Origin of the sequence: Klebsiella sp. GG_Kp173 (genome assembly GCF_040062415.1) — a bacterium.
GTDB classification, from domain to species: Bacteria; Pseudomonadota; Gammaproteobacteria; order Enterobacterales; family Enterobacteriaceae; genus Klebsiella; species Klebsiella quasipneumoniae.
The window spans coordinates 154,026-170,774 of record NZ_JBEAFZ010000089.1 but is presented as its reverse complement, the minus strand read 5'-3'; the positions used below and the strand labels follow the sequence as shown (position 1 = coordinate 170,774).

At 59.0% G+C, this 16,749-nt stretch carries 12 protein-coding genes and 1 pseudogene; 8 read left to right on the top strand and 5 right to left on the bottom strand.

From position 1 onward, the window contains the following. Window positions 1-274: 274 nt before the first annotated feature. From ABLU50_RS25465 to ABLU50_RS25450, 4 genes are all read left to right on the top strand, one after another. Window positions 275-2,017, top strand: a complete 1,743-nt coding sequence (locus ABLU50_RS25465) for an alpha,alpha-trehalase (protein WP_004203294.1) — start codon at window positions 275-277, stop codon at window positions 2,015-2,017. Window positions 2,018-2,269: 252 nt separating this feature from the next. Further along, window positions 2,270-4,390 carry a TonB-dependent siderophore receptor gene (locus tag ABLU50_RS25460; protein ID WP_087832183.1) on the top strand — a complete coding sequence of 707 codons (2,121 nt, stop codon included), beginning with the start codon at window positions 2,270-2,272 and terminating at the stop codon, window positions 4,388-4,390. A gap of 312 nt (window positions 4,391-4,702) precedes the next feature. Then, window positions 4,703-5,422: a hypothetical protein gene (locus ABLU50_RS25455; RefSeq protein WP_227665596.1), complete on the top strand. Its 720-nt coding sequence runs from the start codon at window positions 4,703-4,705 to the stop codon at window positions 5,420-5,422. A 27-nt stretch (window positions 5,423-5,449) separates the two neighbouring features. After that, window positions 5,450-6,256 carry a TIGR04222 domain-containing membrane protein gene (locus ABLU50_RS25450; RefSeq protein ID WP_227665595.1) on the top strand — a complete coding sequence of 269 codons (807 nt, stop codon included), beginning with the start codon at window positions 5,450-5,452 and terminating at the stop codon, window positions 6,254-6,256. Between the two features lie 32 nt (window positions 6,257-6,288). Here the strand turns inward: ABLU50_RS25450 and emtA are convergent, their stop codons facing one another. Beyond that, window positions 6,289-6,900 carry a membrane-bound lytic murein transglycosylase EmtA gene (gene emtA, locus ABLU50_RS25445; protein ID WP_004203299.1) on the bottom strand — a complete coding sequence of 204 codons (612 nt, stop codon included), beginning with the start codon at window positions 6,898-6,900 and terminating at the stop codon, window positions 6,289-6,291. A 175-nt stretch (window positions 6,901-7,075) separates the two neighbouring features. On the opposite strand from emtA, the gene ldcA reads away from it, so the two are divergent. Continuing rightward, the gene (ldcA, locus tag ABLU50_RS25440; protein ID WP_043520540.1) at window positions 7,076-7,990 is read left to right on the top strand and encodes a muramoyltetrapeptide carboxypeptidase; all 915 of its coding nucleotides are present in this window, start codon (window positions 7,076-7,078) and stop codon (window positions 7,988-7,990) included. A gap of 92 nt (window positions 7,991-8,082) precedes the next feature. Continuing rightward, the gene (locus ABLU50_RS25435) at window positions 8,083-9,816 is read left to right on the top strand and encodes a potassium/proton antiporter (protein WP_004203303.1); all 1,734 of its coding nucleotides are present in this window, start codon (window positions 8,083-8,085) and stop codon (window positions 9,814-9,816) included. Window positions 9,817-9,832: 16 nt separating this feature from the next. Here the strand turns inward: ABLU50_RS25435 and dadX are convergent, their stop codons facing one another. From dadX to ABLU50_RS25420, 3 genes and pseudogenes are all read right to left on the bottom strand, one after another. Beyond that, the gene (dadX, locus tag ABLU50_RS25430; RefSeq protein ID WP_087832179.1) at window positions 9,833-10,903 is read right to left on the bottom strand and encodes a catabolic alanine racemase DadX; all 1,071 of its coding nucleotides are present in this window, start codon (window positions 10,901-10,903) and stop codon (window positions 9,833-9,835) included. Window positions 10,904-10,912: 9 nt separating this feature from the next. Beyond that, on the bottom strand, window positions 10,913-12,211 hold the full coding sequence (locus ABLU50_RS25425) for a D-amino acid dehydrogenase (protein WP_023318600.1): 1,299 nt from the start codon (window positions 12,209-12,211) through the stop codon (window positions 10,913-10,915). Between the two features lie 98 nt (window positions 12,212-12,309). After that, window positions 12,310-12,456: pseudogene (locus ABLU50_RS25420) on the bottom strand (hypothetical protein). Window positions 12,457-12,532: 76 nt separating this feature from the next. Here ABLU50_RS25420 and ABLU50_RS25415 point away from each other — a divergent pair. After that, a complete protein-coding gene (locus ABLU50_RS25415) occupies window positions 12,533-14,065 on the top strand; it encodes a SpoVR family protein (protein WP_004203310.1) in 1,533 nt (510 codons plus the stop codon). Window positions 14,066-14,138: 73 nt separating this feature from the next. Here ABLU50_RS25415 and fadR read toward each other — a convergent pair whose 3' ends face one another. Then, window positions 14,139-14,858: a fatty acid metabolism transcriptional regulator FadR gene (fadR, locus tag ABLU50_RS25410; protein ID WP_004203311.1), complete on the bottom strand. Its 720-nt coding sequence runs from the start codon at window positions 14,856-14,858 to the stop codon at window positions 14,139-14,141. Between the two features lie 248 nt (window positions 14,859-15,106). On the opposite strand from fadR, the gene nhaB reads away from it, so the two are divergent. Further along, window positions 15,107-16,657 carry a sodium/proton antiporter NhaB gene (gene nhaB, locus ABLU50_RS25405; RefSeq protein ID WP_087832178.1) on the top strand — a complete coding sequence of 517 codons (1,551 nt, stop codon included), beginning with the start codon at window positions 15,107-15,109 and terminating at the stop codon, window positions 16,655-16,657. Window positions 16,658-16,749: the final 92 nt, after the last annotated feature.

Below are 16,749 nucleotides of genomic sequence, written 5' to 3'. Positions count from 1 at the left end.
CCGTTCTTTTTTCGGATGCCGCTATCGAATGACGCTTATTATCTACCCAGAAACATTCACAGCAAAAATAACACTAGCCAGCATTTATATAATTAAGGATATAATATTCGGCTGAGCAGAAGAGTGCCGCCTGGATAGCACCCGGTGAGCGGTAAATTCTCTGTTTTAGCGCAAAATGTTAGCTTCGACACGCGCAGCGGCGGATATTCGTCTATGGTTTTCTGATGGCCAAATGCAGTGGCACATGAGTCTGCAATGATAAGGAGAACAATCCATGACGAGTCCCTTTTCCCGTCGCCCCGCTACCCTGCCTTATGCTCTTCGTCTGGCGCTAGGGGGTGCGTTTATCGCCCTGGCGACGCTGACCGCTGAGGCTGAAGAAACCCGTCCAATCCCGCAATCACCCGATATCCTGCTCGGTCCGCTGTTTAATGATGTGCAAAGCGCGAAACTGTTTTCTGATCAGAAAACGTTCGCTGACGCCATTCCGAACAGCGATCCGCTGATGATCCTTGCCGATTACCGGATGCAAAAAAACCAGGCCAGCTTCGACCTGCGTCACTTCGTTGAGCTGAACTTCACGCTGCCGAAAGAGAACGACGCCTATGTGCCGCCCAAAGGGCAAACCCTGCGTCAGCATATCGACGGCCTGTGGCCGGTCCTGACCCGCAGCACCGTCGAGGTGGAAAAGTGGGACTCGCTGCTGCCGCTGCCTAAGCCCTACGTGGTCCCCGGAGGACGCTTTCGCGAAGTCTATTACTGGGACAGCTATTTCACCATGCTGGGTCTTGCCGAAAGCGGTCACTGGGATAAAGTCGAAGATATGGTCGCCAACTTCGCTGCGGAAATTGACACCTGGGGCCATATCCCCAACGGTAACCGCACCTATTACCTCAGCCGTTCGCAGCCCCCCTTCTTCTCCTTTATGGTAAGCCTGCTGGCGACGCACGATGGCGACCAGGTGCTGAAAACCTACCAGCCGCAGCTGGAGAAAGAGTATCGCTACTGGATGGCCGGGGCGGACGCGCTGGCACCCGGCAGCGCCGACAAACGGGCGGTGCGGATGGCGGATGGCGCGCTGCTCAACCGCTACTGGGACGATAATGACACCCCACGCCCCGAGTCCTGGCTTGACGACGTCAAAACCGCCAAAAGCAACCCGAATCGTCCGGCCACCGAGATCTATCGCGACCTGCGCTCCGCCGCCGCTTCCGGCTGGGATTTCAGCTCCCGCTGGATGGACAATCCGCAGCAGCTCGCCACCATTCGCACCACCTCGATTATCCCGGTCGATCTCAATGCCCTGATGTTCCATCTGGAGAAAACCCTCGCCCGCGCCAGTAAAGCAGCGGGGGACAGCGCCGGCGCTACCCGGTACGACGCGCTGGCCAACGCCCGCCAGCAGGCTATCGAGAAATACCTGTGGAATGAAAAAGAGGGTTGGTACGCCGATTACGATCTGAAAACCCACAAGGTGCGCAATCAGCTGACCGCCGCGGCGCTGTTCCCGCTGTACGTCAATGCCGCGTCGCGCGAGCGGGCGACGAAAGTGGCGGCCGCCGCCGAGTCGCGGCTGCTCAAACCCGGCGGGCTGACCACCACCACCGTCAACAGCGGCCAGCAGTGGGACGCCCCCAACGGCTGGGCGCCGCTGCAGTGGGTGGCCGTCGAGGGGCTGCAAAACTATGGTCAGCAGAAGATCGCCATGGAGGTCACCTGGCGCTTCCTGACCAATGTGCAGCATACCTATGACAGCAAGCAAAAGCTGGTGGAGAAGTATGACGTAAGCTCAACCGGCACCGGTGGCGGCGGTGGGGAATATCCACTGCAGGACGGCTTTGGCTGGACCAACGGCGTCACCCTTAAGATGCTGGATCTGATCTGCCCGCAGGAGAAACCCTGCGATGCGCTGCCTGCTACCCGTCCGGCGACAACGCCTTCACCGCAGGACAAACCTGTTGCGGCGCCCGCGGCTAACGACCCCGCCCCTGCGGAACCGCAAAAGACCGGCTCCTGACGCTTTGCCGCCCCCCTACCAAAATCGGTAGGGGGAAGCGGTCTCCCTGCTCACTACCGTCCCGCGCAGGCCCATTCTGCGGCTCGCGGGAAACCCTTCTCCATCCCCTCGCGCTGAACAGATCACCTTTTCGCTTGATCGCATAAATACAAACAATAATAATTCGCATTACTTTTTAACGAATAATGACAGATTCGTTTTTCCCGCGGCGGCGTACAGGAGTACCAGACCGCGCAGGTTCAGGATGATCTTATGAACGTGGCTATTTCTCGCAAACGCCCGGGGCTGCTGTACGCCCTCGCGATCGCACTTCCCTTCACCGCGCAGGCCGAAGAGACGGTGGTGGTAACGGCCAGCCCGCCGGCATCCGCCAGCGCGCCGACTGAGGGCTATAGCGCCAGCACCTCGCTCGGGGCGACGAAAACCGACCAGCCGTTAATCACCACCGCCCAGTCGGTGTCGGTTGTCACCCGCCAGCAGATGGCGGATCAGGGGGCGAATACCATCAGCCAGGCGCTGGAATATACCCCGGGGGTCTACTCCAGCTTCGGCGGTGGCGCCACCCGGTTTGACGCTATCTCCCTGCGCGGCTACCACGGCGGCGACGTCGATAACCTGTTCCTCGACGGCATGCGTCTGATGAGCGACGGCGGCAGCCATAACGTGGTGCAGATCGACCCGTGGTTTATCGAACGCGTCGATGTGATCCGCGGCCCCTCCTCCGCGCTCTACGGGCAGAGCGTGCCGGGCGGCGTGGTCAACCTGACCTCCAAGCGCCCGCAGTTCAGTCAGCAGGGCCACGTCCGCCTGACTGGCGGGACGCAAAATACCAAAGGTGCGGCCTTCGATTACACCGACGCCATCAATGAGCAGTGGGCATGGCGGCTGATCGGTATGACCCGCAGCAGCGACACGCAGTATGACCATACCCGCGAAGAGCGCTACGCCATTTCACCTTCCCTGCTGTGGCAGCCGGACAGCGATACCTCGCTGCTGCTACGCGCCTATCTGCAAAAAGATCCTTCCGGTGGCTATCATGGCTCTTTGCCGCTGGACGGCACCCGCTACGCGCACAATGGCCGTAAGCTCTCCACCAGCACCAACGAGGGCGATCCGGAAGATGGCTATCAACGCCGCCAGCAGATCTACAGCTATGAGTTTGACCACCAGTTCACCGACGTCTGGTCGGTCTATTCCGCCGGAAGCTACACCCACACCAACGTCTCCCTCGATCAGGTCTACCAGGTCGGCTGGATAGATGACAGCGACATGCTGGCTCGCGGCTACAGCGGCTCGCGCGGTTCGCTGGACGGCTGGTCAACCGATAACCGCCTGCGCGCCGATTTCAATACTGGCGATCTGGCGCATACCCTGATCCTCGGCGCTGAATACCATCGCTTCCGCAACGATCTGTGGACCGGCGCCGGCGGCGCGGCGCCCCTTAACCCGTTTACCGGCTATACCGCCCAGACCGGGCATACCGTGACCTACAGCGATGATAATAATCGCCGTTATTACCAGACCGGGCTGTATCTGCAGGATGAGATGGTCTGGGACCGCTGGCATGTGGATGTTTCCGCCCGCTATGACCGCATCGTTTCCCAGCAGGTCAGCGATACCTTCGGCACCTCAAACCGCCGTTCAGACGACCATATCAGCGGCCGCGCCTCGCTGTTGTACGCCCTGGACAACGGTCTTTCGCCCTACCTGAGCTACAGCCAGGCGATTACCCCAGCGATGCTGCCCGGCGCTGACGGCAAACCGTTGAAACCGACCACCGCCGAACAGGTCGAAGCCGGCCTGAAGTTCCAGCCGCCGGGCAGCAGCGACCTCTATAGCATCGCGATTTACGATCTGATGCAAAAGGATGTCGCCACCCGCGACCCCAACATCGCCACCGCCACCTATATTCCGGCGGGTAAGGTCCATTCCCAGGGGGTTGAGCTGGAAGCGCACCACCAGATCACCCCGCAGCTGAGCACCCTCGCCTCGTATACCTGGAATCGTCTGCGCTTCCAGGACACTAAGGACGGTACCGACAACAACACGCCGCAGCTGACCCCGGATCAGATGGCCTCCTTCTGGGCGCGCTATCAATTCCCGGCGGGGATCTCGCTGGGCGCCGGCGTCCGCTACATTGGTAAACAGTGGGCGGATGATGCCAACACCGCGCGGCTGCCGTCGGTCACGCTGATGGACGCCATGATGCGGGCCGACCTCGGCGTCTGGTCGCCGGGGCTGAAAGGCGCTTTTGTGCAGGTCAACGCCAACAATATCGGCAATCGTGAATACGTTTCCGGCTGCTACGGCACCGGCAACTGCTACTGGGGAGCAGAGCGCAGCGTCATGGCCACCGTGGGCTACGACTTTTAACTGACAGCGTAAAGATAAGCCTCCGCCCGTGACGACGGAGGCTTTCGTTAACAGGTGACGTCACGCTTTGATGGCTAATATTAACTTAAAGATGCCAGGCCATTATTTCACTTGCCCCCCGATGATGAGAGGACTTAATATGCTGGCGAAAACAGGTTAGGACGCTCACAAGGAATAAAAGTGAACCCTGTCATTAGCTATCTCGCCAATTTACATCCGTTATCATTTATGGGTTACCATATATTATCCACCACAGTGATATATATTCTGGTAAATATAATTATTGCGAAAACCCGCGCCACTGAAAAAAGCATGCCTGTTCCACCCCCCTATTCCCTGCCTCCCTCTTTTTTAGCCTGGCTACGTAATAGCGCCACCAGCGTCATTCAGCTGGCCATGTTCCGGCTGTTAAGAAAAAACTATGTCACTCTCATCCATTCTGCGGACAATATTCAACTCTGCGCCAATCAGCAGTACGCAGAATGCAAAATGACCTGTGTGGAAAAAATACTGTTTGACCATTTCGCTACGCCAAAATCCAGTGACCAGGATCTGCCGCTTTCTCTGCACGTCGCCGAAAAGAACCACTGGGCGACCGATCCTCACTGCCAACGGCTGCGGCTCAGCCCGACGCACCAAACGTGGAATATGATATTGATTGCCGCGCCCTCCCTGCTATTAATCGCCGCGCTCGCCTGGAAAACGCTTTTTGATAATCAGGCGATAATTCACTCCAGCGTATTCAGCTGGCTGACAATGGGGATGGTTTCCGGCCTGTGGTGGCTGTGGCTGTTATGCATCACCTTAAATGCCACCCGGCTGGACCGGGAAGGGATCGCCGTTAATATCTTTCATCACTATATTGATACCCTGAAGGAGACGCTTATTGCTGACGCAGATACCCTGACCGATGAAAACGCCGATTATTGCGTGGCGATCGGTAAAACCGCCCTGCTTCCCGAAAGATATGGTGAATATGTAAAAATCATCAACCTTATTAAGTATCCCTTTTGTCTGCAGAGGCTGGATTAACGAGGGGATGGTATGTGGAATTTTATAATGCATCTGCATCCACTGCTGTTTCTCGGCGGTTTTATACTTATCGTCCCGGGTATCTATATTGCTATCGGTATAATGATTATCCTGTCGAGGCCAGCGGCTCAGCCCCAGCCGCACGCGATGGAGGTTAGCCCCTGGCTGCTGGCGTGGCTGACCGGAGAAGGGACCCGGGTGATTCAGCTGGCAATGTTCAGCTTACTCAGTAATAAACATCTGTGGATCCCGGAGCCCGGGCAGGTTTTGGCTAACGGACGCTATGCAAACCACGAAATGAACGTCATTGAAAGCATACTATTTGACCATTTTGCGGTGCGAAAGCCGTGTCATGAAGATCTGCCCTGCAGCCTGAGTATCGCCGGACGTAACCTCTGGCAGGAACAGATAGCAAGCGCGGGTTTAGCCTTAAGTCCGCTGCGCCGCGGATGGAATATGCTGGCCATCAGCATCCCTTCGGTCGCCCTCGGCGTTATCGTTGTCAGTAAGACCTTTATCTGGCTCGACCTCACCGCTTACAGCATCTTCAGTTGCCTGCTCATGCCCTCGGGTTGCGTTCTGTGGGGCGGATTATGGATAGAGGCCATTAGCAAAACCATTCGTCTCGATATCAACGGCATTTCGCATCATGACGCCCATGCCTGCATCAATGCGTTACGAGAAGCGTTAGCGCAGAAAGGCGCTCAGGATAACGCGACGGCCATGCTCTGCGTGGCGGTAAACGGCGTGGAATCGCTTCCCGAGCGCTACCGGGAATATAAAGCGTTAATAGCGCCGATTAGCGTTATCACGTCGCTGCGCACAGAGGATTAGGACCCCGCCAGACCGGCGGGGCGAAGTTAAGGTTACATGGCGTCCAGCGCTTTCTGCAGCTTCCAGATATAGCGCGGCGCCTGCGGAGCCGGGTGTTTTTTCGCCACATGCTCGAAGAACTCATCGGCGTCGAGGTCGTTAATCTCCTCGATGGCGTCCTGCCGGTTTGACGAGAAGGTGCGCAGCAGCGCGCCAGCGCCGTTGGCATAGGAGACCACCACCGCATAGCGCATCACCTGCGGGTCTTTGATCCCCGCCAGCGGACCATTCTCCAGAATGCTCAGATAGGCGGCCCCCATCGAGATATTCCGTTCCGGGTTTTTCAGCTCACTGACCGACGGCTCGCCGCGCCAGCCCATCCGCCGGTAAACATCGCGTCCGGAGGTCGACGGCTTAAGCTGCATCAGCCCGACGGCGCCGGATTTACTCACTACCGCAGGGTTACCGCCCGACTCGATGGCAATGATCGCCGTGATCAGCTGCGGATCCACGCCCCAGGCGGCGCCGGCTTTTTCACTGATCGGCATCCACTGCATCGCCCGCTTCACCGGGACCTCGGGGTTCCACGGTGGATTGGTGTAATCATGTTTCGAACTACAACCGGCCAGAAAAACGACTAAAATAAGCAACCATCTCAATTTCACACATCTATCCTTATCTACCCAAACGCCATCATGCTGCAGAACGACGGCAGCGGTACGTCCCCCGCCCGCCGACAGCCTGATGGATGACGGGTGCGGATTGAAGTTATCCACCTGGAGATGACAATCGCCATTCCAGGCGGCATCATAACCCTTTCATTCATAGCAAGGAATTATCATGTCTCAGTTTTATCTGGTCGCGCCATCCGGTTATTGCATCAACCAGCAGGCGGCGGCCCGCGGCGTCGAGCGTCTGCAGCAGGCCGGGCACGAGGTGGCCCACCAGCAGGTCATTCCCCGTCGGCAGCAGCGTTTCGCCGGGACTGAACATGAACGGCTGGCCGATATTAACCAGCTTGCCCAGCTGCCTGGCCGCAACCGGATCGTTCTCGCGGTGCGCGGCGGCTACGGCGCCAGCCGCCTGCTGCCGCATATCGACTGGCAGGGGCTGATTGCCCGCCAGCAGCGTGACCCGTTGCTGATTTGCGGCCACAGCGATTTCACCGTCATCCAGTCGGGCCTGCTGGCCATGGGCAACGTCGTCACCTTCAGCGGGCCGATGCTCGCAGGGAACTTCGGCGCGGAGACTCTCGATCCGTTTACCGAACAGCATTTCTGGCAGGCGCTGCGCCAGCCTGAATTCACCCTCGAATGGCCGGGCGAAGGGCCGAACTGCCGGGTGGAAGGCACCCTGTGGGGCGGGAATCTGGCGATGCTGACTTCGCTTATCGGTACCCCGTGGCTGCCGGCGATCCGCGACGGCATCCTGGTGGTAGAGGATATCAATGAGCACCCGTTCCGCGTCGAACGCATGCTGCTTCAGCTGTTGCACAGCGGCGTACTGGCGGCGCAGAAGGCGGTGATCTTCGGCAGCTTCACCGGCGGCACGCCGAACGACTATGACGTGGGATATGACCTGCCGCAGGTTTTTGATTATCTGCGCCAGCAGCTCTCTGTACCGCTGATAAGCGGACTGGAGTTTGGCCACGAGCAGCGCACGGTGACCCTGCCGCTGGGCGCGCGCGCGCGGCTGGTCAACCAGCCATCAGCCACCACCCTGACAATCAGCGGCCACCCGGTGCTGGCAGAATAAATTTCCCAGACGCATAGGCGGATTCCCTGCGAATTGTTAAAATAGTGTCACTTTTAGCCATTTTTTCACGCCAGTCAGGGAGTACGTGAACATTGGACGCCGCTGCGGTCATTAGTCTGTTTATTCTGGGTTCTGTTTTAGTAACCTGCAGTATCTTATTGAGCTCCTTTTCTTCGCGCCTTGGCATCCCGATTCTGGTCATCTTTCTGGCCATCGGGATGCTGGCAGGCATTGACGGCATCGGCGGCATCCCCTTCGACAACTACCCCTTCGCCTACATGGTGAGTAACCTGGCGCTGGCGGTGATCCTGCTGGACGGCGGGATGCGCACCCAGGCCAGCTCCTTTCGCGTCGCGCTGTGGCCAGCACTGTCGCTGGCGACGGTCGGGGTGCTGATCACCTCGGCGCTGACCGGGATGATGGCGGCCTGGCTGTTCAAACTGGATATGATCGAAGGCCTGCTGATCGGCGCCATTGTCGGCTCCACCGACGCCGCGGCGGTCTTCTCGCTGCTCGGCGGCAAGGGGCTCAACGAGCGCGTCGGCTCGACGCTGGAGATTGAGTCAGGCAGTAACGACCCGATGGCGGTCTTCCTGACCATCACCCTGATCGAAATGATCCAGCAGCACCAGACCGGCCTCAGTTGGATGTTCGCCGTGCATATCATTCAACAGTTCGGTCTCGGGATCGCCATCGGCCTCGGCGGCGGCTACCTGCTGCTGCAGATGATCAACCGCATCGTGCTGCCCGCCGGGCTCTATCCGCTGCTGGCGCTGAGCGGCGGGATCATGATTTTCGCCGTCACCACTACCCTCGACGGCAGCGGTATCCTCGCCGTCTATCTCTGCGGCTTTCTGCTGGGCAACCGGCCTATCCGCAACCGGCACGGTATCCTGCAGAACTTCGACGGTCTGGCGTGGCTGGCGCAAATCGCCATGTTCCTGGTGCTGGGCCTGCTGGTGACGCCCTCCGACCTGCTGCCGATCGCTATCCCGGCGCTGTTGCTGTCGATGTGGATGATTTTCATTGCCCGTCCGCTGTCGGTATTTGCCGGTCTGCTGCCGTTCCGCGGGTTCAACCTCCGCGAACGGGTATTTATCAGCTGGGTCGGCCTGCGCGGCGCAGTGCCGATTATTCTCGCGGTGTTCCCGATGATGGCCGGCCTGGACAACGCCCGCCTGTTCTTCAATGTCGCCTTCTTCGTGGTGCTGGTATCACTTCTGCTCCAGGGCACCTCGCTATCGTGGGCGGCGAAAAAAGCCAAAGTGGTGGTGCCGCCCGTCAGCTGGCCTATCTCCCGCGTCGGGCTGGATATTCATCCGGAAAACCCGTGGGAGCAGTTTGTCTACCAGCTGGGCGCCGATAAATGGTGCATCGGCGCGGCGCTGCGCGACCTGCATATGCCGCCGGAGACGCGGATTGCCGCCCTGTTTCGCAACAATGCCCTGCTGCACCCCACCGGCAGCACCCGCCTGCGGGAAGGCGATATCCTGTGCGTCATTGGCCGCGAGCACGACCTGCCGGCGCTGGGCAAAATGTTCAGCCAGTCGCCGCCGGTGGCGCTCGATCAGCGTTTTTTCGGCGACTTTATACTTGATGCCGAGGCCCGCTTCGCCGATGTGGCGCAAATCTACGGCCTCGACGGCGGAGAGGAGTTCCGCGAACATCAGCAGTCGCTGGGGGAAGTGGTGCAGCAGCTGCTGGGCGCCGCGCCGGTGGTGGGCGACCAGGTGGAGTTCGCCGGGATGGTATGGACAGTCGCGGAAAAAGAGAACGATCACGTGCTGAAGGTAGGGGTACGGGTCGCGGAAGACGAGGCGGAGTGATCCGCCCCGGAACAGGTTACAGGGTCACAACCGGCACCCGCGGCGCCAGGGCGCACATCAGCTCATAGCCGACGGTGCCGCAGCTGGCCGCCACGTCGTCGATTTTAATCTCTTTGCCCCACAGTTCGACCGGCGCGCCGATCCCGGCCTGCGGACAGGGTGTTAAATCGACCGCCAACATATCCATCGACACGCGCCCGACGGTGGTGGTGCGTACGCCGTCCACCAGTACCGGCGTGCCACTCGGCGCCACCCGCGGGTAGCCGTCGGCATAGCCGCAGGCGACGATGCCGATCCGCTGCTCCTGGGTGGTGCGATACAGGCCGCCATAGCCAATCGCCTCACCGGGGCGCAGGTTCTGCATGGCGATGATTTCGCTGCGCAGGGTCATCACCGGCTTCAGGCCGGTGTTCGCGATATCCTGCCATTGCCCGGAGGGCGATGCGCCATACAGCACGATCCCGGGACGAACCCAGTCAAAATGCGCTTCCGGATGCCAGAGCGTCGCCGCCGAGTTGGCCAGCGAGCGTGGGCAATCCAGCCCCTCCGCCGCCTGTTCGATCCGGCGCATCGGCTCAACAATCCCCTGCGGGTTCTCCGCCTCCGCGAAGTGCGACATCAGCGTCATCTCGCCGACGTTGCTTATCGCCCGCAGCTGCTGCCAGACGGTATGCACCCGCTCCGGCATAAAGCCCAGCCGGTTCATACCGCTGTTCACCTTGAGATAGATATCCAGCGGCGCGCGCAGCTTCGCCTGCTGCAGCGCCTTAATCTGCCAGTTGCTGTGGACGCTGGTGGTTAAGCGATATTGATCCAGCACCGCCAGCTCATCGGCATGGAAGAAGCCCTCCAGCAACAGGATCGGCCCTTTCCAGCCCTGCTCGCGCAGCAGGATCGCCTCTTCCAGGTTGAGCAAGGCGAAACCATCCGCCGCGCTTAACGCACTCCATACCCGCGCCACGCCATGGCCATAAGCATTTGCTTTGACCACCGCCCACAGGCGCGACCCGGGGGCCGCGCGACGCACTATCTGTAAATTCTGCCGCAAGGCCAGCAAGTCGATGCTGGCCACTACCGGACGGGTCATGCAAGCTCCTTAGTTGTGTGCGCCATGCAGATGCTGCGGACGCGCCGGGGTAAACCCGGGGCTGTAGCGGGCGACAGCCAGATCGTCGTAAGGGATCGCCGGCGTGCGGCCGGAGATCAAATCGCTGATAAGCTGCCCGGAGCCGCAGGCCATGGTCCAGCCGAGGGTACCGTGGCCGGTGTTGAGCCACAGGTTTTTAAACGCCGTGCGCCCGACCACCGGCGTGCCGTCCGGCGTCATCGGCCGCAGGCCGGTCCAGAATGTGGCCTGCTCAACGTGGCCGCCGCGCGGGAACAGATCGCGCACCACCATCTCCAGGGTTTCGCGACGCGGCTGCAGCAGCGCTTTATTAAAACCGACGATCTCGGCCATACCGCCGACGCGAATGCGTTGATCGAAACGGGTGATGGCGATTTTATAGGTCTCATCAAGGATAGTGGAAACCGGCGCGCCGTCTTCCTGGGCAATCGGGATGGTTAACGAATAGCCTTTCAGCGGGTAGACCGGAATATCCACCAGCCCCTTGAGCATCGCCGTCGAGTAAGAGCCAAAGGCCATCACATAGGCGTCGCCCTTGATAATCTCATCGCCGCATTTCACCCCGGCAATGCGATCGCCCTCCTGCAGCAGGGCGTCCACCGCGGTGTTAAAGCGGAAGGTGACCCCGGCCTGTTCCGCCATCGCCGCCAGACGGGTGGTAAACAGCTGGCAGTCGCCGGTTTCATCGTTTGGCAGACGCAGACCGCCGGTCAGTTTGTGGCTAACCTCCGCCAGCGCGGGCTCCACTTCCGCCAGCCGCTTCGCCTCCAGCAACTGATAGGGCACGCCGGCGTCCTCCAGCACCGCGATGTCGCGGGTGGCGTTTTCATACTGTTTGGCGGTACGGAACAGCTGCAGCGTCCCGCCCTGACGCCCTTCATACTGAATGCCGGTGGTGTCGCGCAGCGCCTTCAGGCAGTCGCGGCTGTACTCCGCCAGGCGCACCATCCGGCCTTTGTTCTCCATATAGTGGCGGGTGTCGCAGTTGCGCAGCATCTGCCACATCCACTTCAGCTGGAACGATGTGCCGTCAAGGCCGATCGCCAGCGGCGCATGGCGCTGGAACATCCATTTGATCGCCTTCAGCGGCACTCCCGGCGCCGCCCACGGCGCCGCATAGCCGGGAGATATCTGCCCGGCGTTGGCCGCGCTGGTCTCCTCTGCCGGACCGGGCTGACGGTCGATGACCGTCACCTCATGACCCGCCTGACTCAAATACCACGCGCTGGCTACCCCAACCACCCCACTTCCCAGTATGACGACACGCATAGCAACTCCGTAACAGTTAAAGAACAATCATCTAATTACAAATTGATAACTCAGTTGAAAATATTATTCAACATACGCTTTATTTATGGTGACTTAACTCACAGCAAACCGCACCAGTCCTGAGCTGTAAGATTTACGATCTCATGCTGCGCTTTATTTTTACCCAGCATTTAATTCTGCAAATAAGCGCAAAAAACGGCTTTGAGATGGGGAAATCGCGAAGAAAAGCGATTGGCTGACAACACAGTTTGCTGTGCGGTGTTCTATGCTTGTTTAGAGGTTTTCCGTTCAGAGAAAACCAACAACAACGAGGGCGCGCTAATGGCTACGATTGACTCCATGAACAGGGACACCACCCGTTTAAGCGATGGACCCGACTGGACGTTCGAGTTACTGGAGACCTACCTGGCCGAAGTGGACCGGGTCGCTAAGCTCTATCGTCTTGACACCTACCCGCACCAGATCGAAGTCATTACTTCCGAACAGATGATGGATGCCTACTCCAGCGTCGGCATGCCCATCAACTATCCGCACTGGTCGTTCGGCAAAAAATTCATTGAGACCGAGCAGGCCTATAAGCACGGCCAGCAGGGCCTGGCGTATGAGATCGTCATCAATTCCAATCCCTGCATCGCCTATCTGATGGAAGAAAATACCATCACCATGCAGGCGCTGGTGATGGCGCACGCCTGCTACGGGCATAACTCATTCTTCAAAAACAATTACCTGTTTCGCAGCTGGACCGACGCCAGCTCAATCATCGACTACCTGATTTTCGCCCGCAAATACATTACCGAGTGCGAAGAGCGCTATGGCGTCGACGAAGTGGAGAAACTGCTCGACTCCTGCCACGCGCTGATGAACTACGGCGTCGACCGCTATAAACGTCCGCAAAAAATCTCGCTGCAGGAGGAGAAGGCGCGGCAGAAAAGCCGGGAAGAGTATCTGCAGAGCCAGGTGAATATGCTGTGGCGTACCCTGCCGAAGCGCGAAGAGGAGAAGGCGATTGAGTCCGCCCGCCGCTACCCTTCCGAACCGCAGGAGAACCTGCTGTACTTTATGGAGAAGAACGCCCCGCTGCTGGAATCGTGGCAGCGCGAGATCCTGCGCATCGTGCGCAAAGTCAGCCAGTATTTCTACCCGCAGAAACAGACCCAGGTGATGAACGAGGGGTGGGCCACCTTCTGGCACTATACCATCCTCAACCATCTCTATGATGAAGGGAAAGTGACCGAGCGCTTTATGCTGGAGTTTCTCCACAGCCACACGAACGTGGTGTTCCAGCCGCCGTACAACAGTCCGTGGTACAGCGGGATTAACCCCTACGCGCTGGGGTTCGCCATGTTCCAGGACATCAAGCGCATCTGCCAGTCGCCTACCGAAGAGGACAAGTACTGGTTCCCGGATATCGCTGGTTCCGACTGGCTGGAAACGCTGCATTTCGCCATGCGCGACTTCAAGGATGAGAGCTTTATCAGCCAGTTCCTGTCGCCGAAGATCATGCGCGATTTCCGCTTCTTTACCGTGCTCGACGACGATCACAACAATTATCTCGAGATCTCGGCGATCCACAACGAAGAGGGCTATCGCGAAATCCGCAACAAGCTCTCGGCGCAATATAACCTCAGCAATCTCGAGCCGAATATCCAGGTGTGGAACGTTGACCTGCGCGGCGACCGCTCGCTGACGTTGCGCTATGTGCCGCACAACCGCGTCCCGCTGGACAAAGGGCGGCGCGAAGTGCTGAAACATGTGCATCGTCTGTGGGGGTTCGATGTGCTGCTGGAGCAGCAGAATGCCGACGGCAGCATTGAGCTGCTGGACCGCTGCCCGGCGCGGCCAAACGCGCTATAGCATTGCGGGACGTTAAAACGACGAAGGGGGCCATCGGCCCCCTTATTTTGTTTATCGATCGCGAATAGCCGGCTTAACGCACATTCATGGCTAAATCGCCGGGCAGCGATTTCTGCATCCGGTGCCAGATCTCGCCGCTGTCATGGCCGTAGCGACGAACCAGCTCATACACCTGATCGTGCAGGCCGCCTTCGCACACCTTCGCCAGCTGATGATAAAAGCCCAGCGCCAGGCTGCGCGCTTCCGGGCTGGAGAAGTAGTGGCGGCCGATGCGGGTATATAGCCCCTTCATGCCGTTGAGGATCAGGCCATAAATCGGGTTGCCGGAGGCGAAAGCCAGACCGCGGAAAATGTTGTAATCGAGATCGGCGAAGGCGTCGGCGTGATCTTCCACTTCCCGGGCGCTGTCCAGCACCGCCAGCGCTTTATCCGGATGCTGACGGAACGCGGTGCGAATAAAAATCGTGGAAATATTGGTGCGCACGGAGAGCAGGTTATCAATCAACTGCGGGACGCTGTCGTGATCGAGGCGCGCCAGCGTTTCAAGGATATTCAGCCCGGAGGTCTCCCAGAAGTTGTTCACTTTGGTGGGTTTGCCGTGCTGAATGGTCAACCAGCCGTCACGCGCCAGACGCTGCAACACTTCGCGCAGCGTGGTGCGGGTGACACCGATCAGCTCAGAAAGCTCGCGTTCAGCGGGGAGAATCGATCCAGGTGGGAAGCGGTTATTCCAGATGCTCTCAATGATATACTCTTCCGCGAAACCCGCAGGGCTCTGCGCCTTAATGACCATAATAATATTTCCATTACACATTGTTGCAATTGCACTCATCATACCAGAGCCGCTATAGCGCAGATAGCATCGCAAGTGAATTAAAAAGGGATCGCCGTTTCATTTTCCGTTTTTACTTTACGCTTTTCCTTATCTCCCGTAACCGCCGCAGCGCTGCGAAGAAAGTTGCTTCTCATTTTGCTCAACTGGTACTCTTGCCAATAGTTACGCACAAAATCATGCACTAATTGACGGGGAAGGATTCTGTCGTGGAAATTTCTTATGGCCGCGCGCTGTGGCGCAATTTTCTTGGCCAGTCGCCTGACTGGTACAAGCTGGCATTAATCATTTTCTTAATCATCAATCCGCTGGTGTTCGCCGTGGCGCCATTTGTCGCCGGCTGGCTGCTGGTGGTTGAGTTTATCTTTACCCTCGCCATGGCGCTGAAGTGCTATCCGCTGCTGCCGGGTGGCCTGCTGGCTATCGAGGCGCTGCTGATCGGTATGACCAGCCCAGCGCACGTGCGGGAAGAGATCGCCAGCAACCTGGAAGTGCTGCTTCTGCTGATGTTTATGGTGGCGGGCATCTACTTTATGAAGCAGCTGCTGCTCTTTGTCTTTACGCGCCTGCTGTTAGGGATCCGCAGCAAGATGCTGCTGTCGCTGTCCTTCTGCCTGGCCGCTGCCTTCCTCTCCGCCTTTCTCGATGCGCTGACGGTGGTGGCGGTGGTGATAAGCGTCGCCGTCGGGTTCTACGGCATCTATCACCGCGTCGCCTCGGCGCGCCCGGACGATAGCGACCTGCTCGACGACAGCCATATCGAGCAGCACTACCGCGAGGTGCTGGAGCAGTTCCGCGGCTTTCTACGCAGCCTGATGATGCACGCCGGCGTCGGGACCGCGCTCGGCGGCGTCATGACCATGGTCGGCGAACCGCAAAACCTGATTATCGCCAAAGCAGCGGGCTGGCATTTTGGCGAGTTCTTTCTCCGCATGGCGCCCGTCACCCTGCCGGTGATGGTCTGCGGTCTGTTAACCTGTCTGCTGGTGGAAAAGTATCGCCTGTTTGGCTACGGCGAACCGCTGCCGCCGACGGTGCGCAAGGTGCTGCAGGAGTTTGACGATCGCAGCCGCGCCCAGCGCAGTCGTCAGGAGCGGCTACGGCTGATTGCCCAGGCGCTCATTGGCGTTTGGCTGATCGTCGCCCTCGCTTTTCACCTGGCTGAGGTCGGCCTGATTGGCCTGTCGGTGATCATCCTCGCCACCACCTTTACCGGGGTGACCGATGAGCACGCGATTGGCAAAGCGTTCACCGAGGCGTTGCCCTTCACCGCGCTGCTCACGGTGTTCTTTGCCGTAGTGGCGGTGATCATCGACCAGCAGCTGTTCACGCCGGTCATCGAGTTTGTTCTGCAGGCCTCTCCGCACGCGCAGCTGTCGCTGTTTTATCTGTTTAACGGCCTGCTGTCGTCCATCTCGGATAACGTTTTTGTCGGCACGGTCTACATCAACGAAGCGAAAACCGCCCTCGAGCATGGCGCCATCAGCCTGAAGCAGTTTGAGATGCTGGCGGTGGCAATCAACACCGGCACCAACCTGCCGTCAGTGGCCACCCCGAACGGCCAGGCGGCATTCCTGTTCCTGCTGACTTCCGCGCTGGCGCCGCTTATCCGACTCTCCTATGGCCGCATGGTGTGGATGGCCCTGCCCTACACCCTCGTACTGACGCTGGTCGGCCTGCTGTGCGTCGAGTTCACCCTGATGCCGGTCACCGAATGGTTGCTGGCTCACGGCTGGCTGGTTACCCCCACCCTGCCGTGATCCACGCGTCGCCCGGGTTCGCCCGGGCGATTCAATAACCAGTTACGTAATATTTTCCGCCGGGCCGCTGGCGTCGGTACGGTTTTCGTTTA

What these genes read in the sequence shown, in the direction of transcription:
- ABLU50_RS25415 (WP_004203310.1), top strand. Translation starts at nt 12,533, where the DNA reads ATGGCTACGATTGACTCCATGAACAGGGACACCACCCGTTTAAGCGAT.
- ABLU50_RS25450 (WP_227665595.1), top strand. Translation starts at nt 5,450, where the DNA reads ATGCATCTGCATCCACTGCTGTTTCTCGGCGGTTTTATACTTATCGTC.
- ABLU50_RS25425 (WP_023318600.1), bottom strand. Translation starts at nt 12,211, where the DNA reads ATGCGTGTCGTCATACTGGGAAGTGGGGTGGTTGGGGTAGCCAGCGCG.
- ABLU50_RS25465 (WP_004203294.1), top strand. Translation starts at nt 275, where the DNA reads ATGACGAGTCCCTTTTCCCGTCGCCCCGCTACCCTGCCTTATGCTCTT.
- ABLU50_RS25455 (WP_227665596.1), top strand. Translation starts at nt 4,703, where the DNA reads ATGCCTGTTCCACCCCCCTATTCCCTGCCTCCCTCTTTTTTAGCCTGG.
- ABLU50_RS25460 (WP_087832183.1), top strand. Translation starts at nt 2,270, where the DNA reads ATGAACGTGGCTATTTCTCGCAAACGCCCGGGGCTGCTGTACGCCCTC.
- ldcA (WP_043520540.1), top strand. Translation starts at nt 7,076, where the DNA reads ATGTCTCAGTTTTATCTGGTCGCGCCATCCGGTTATTGCATCAACCAG.
- fadR (WP_004203311.1), bottom strand. Translation starts at nt 14,858, where the DNA reads ATGGTCATTAAGGCGCAGAGCCCTGCGGGTTTCGCGGAAGAGTATATC.
- dadX (WP_087832179.1), bottom strand. Translation starts at nt 10,903, where the DNA reads ATGACCCGTCCGGTAGTGGCCAGCATCGACTTGCTGGCCTTGCGGCAG.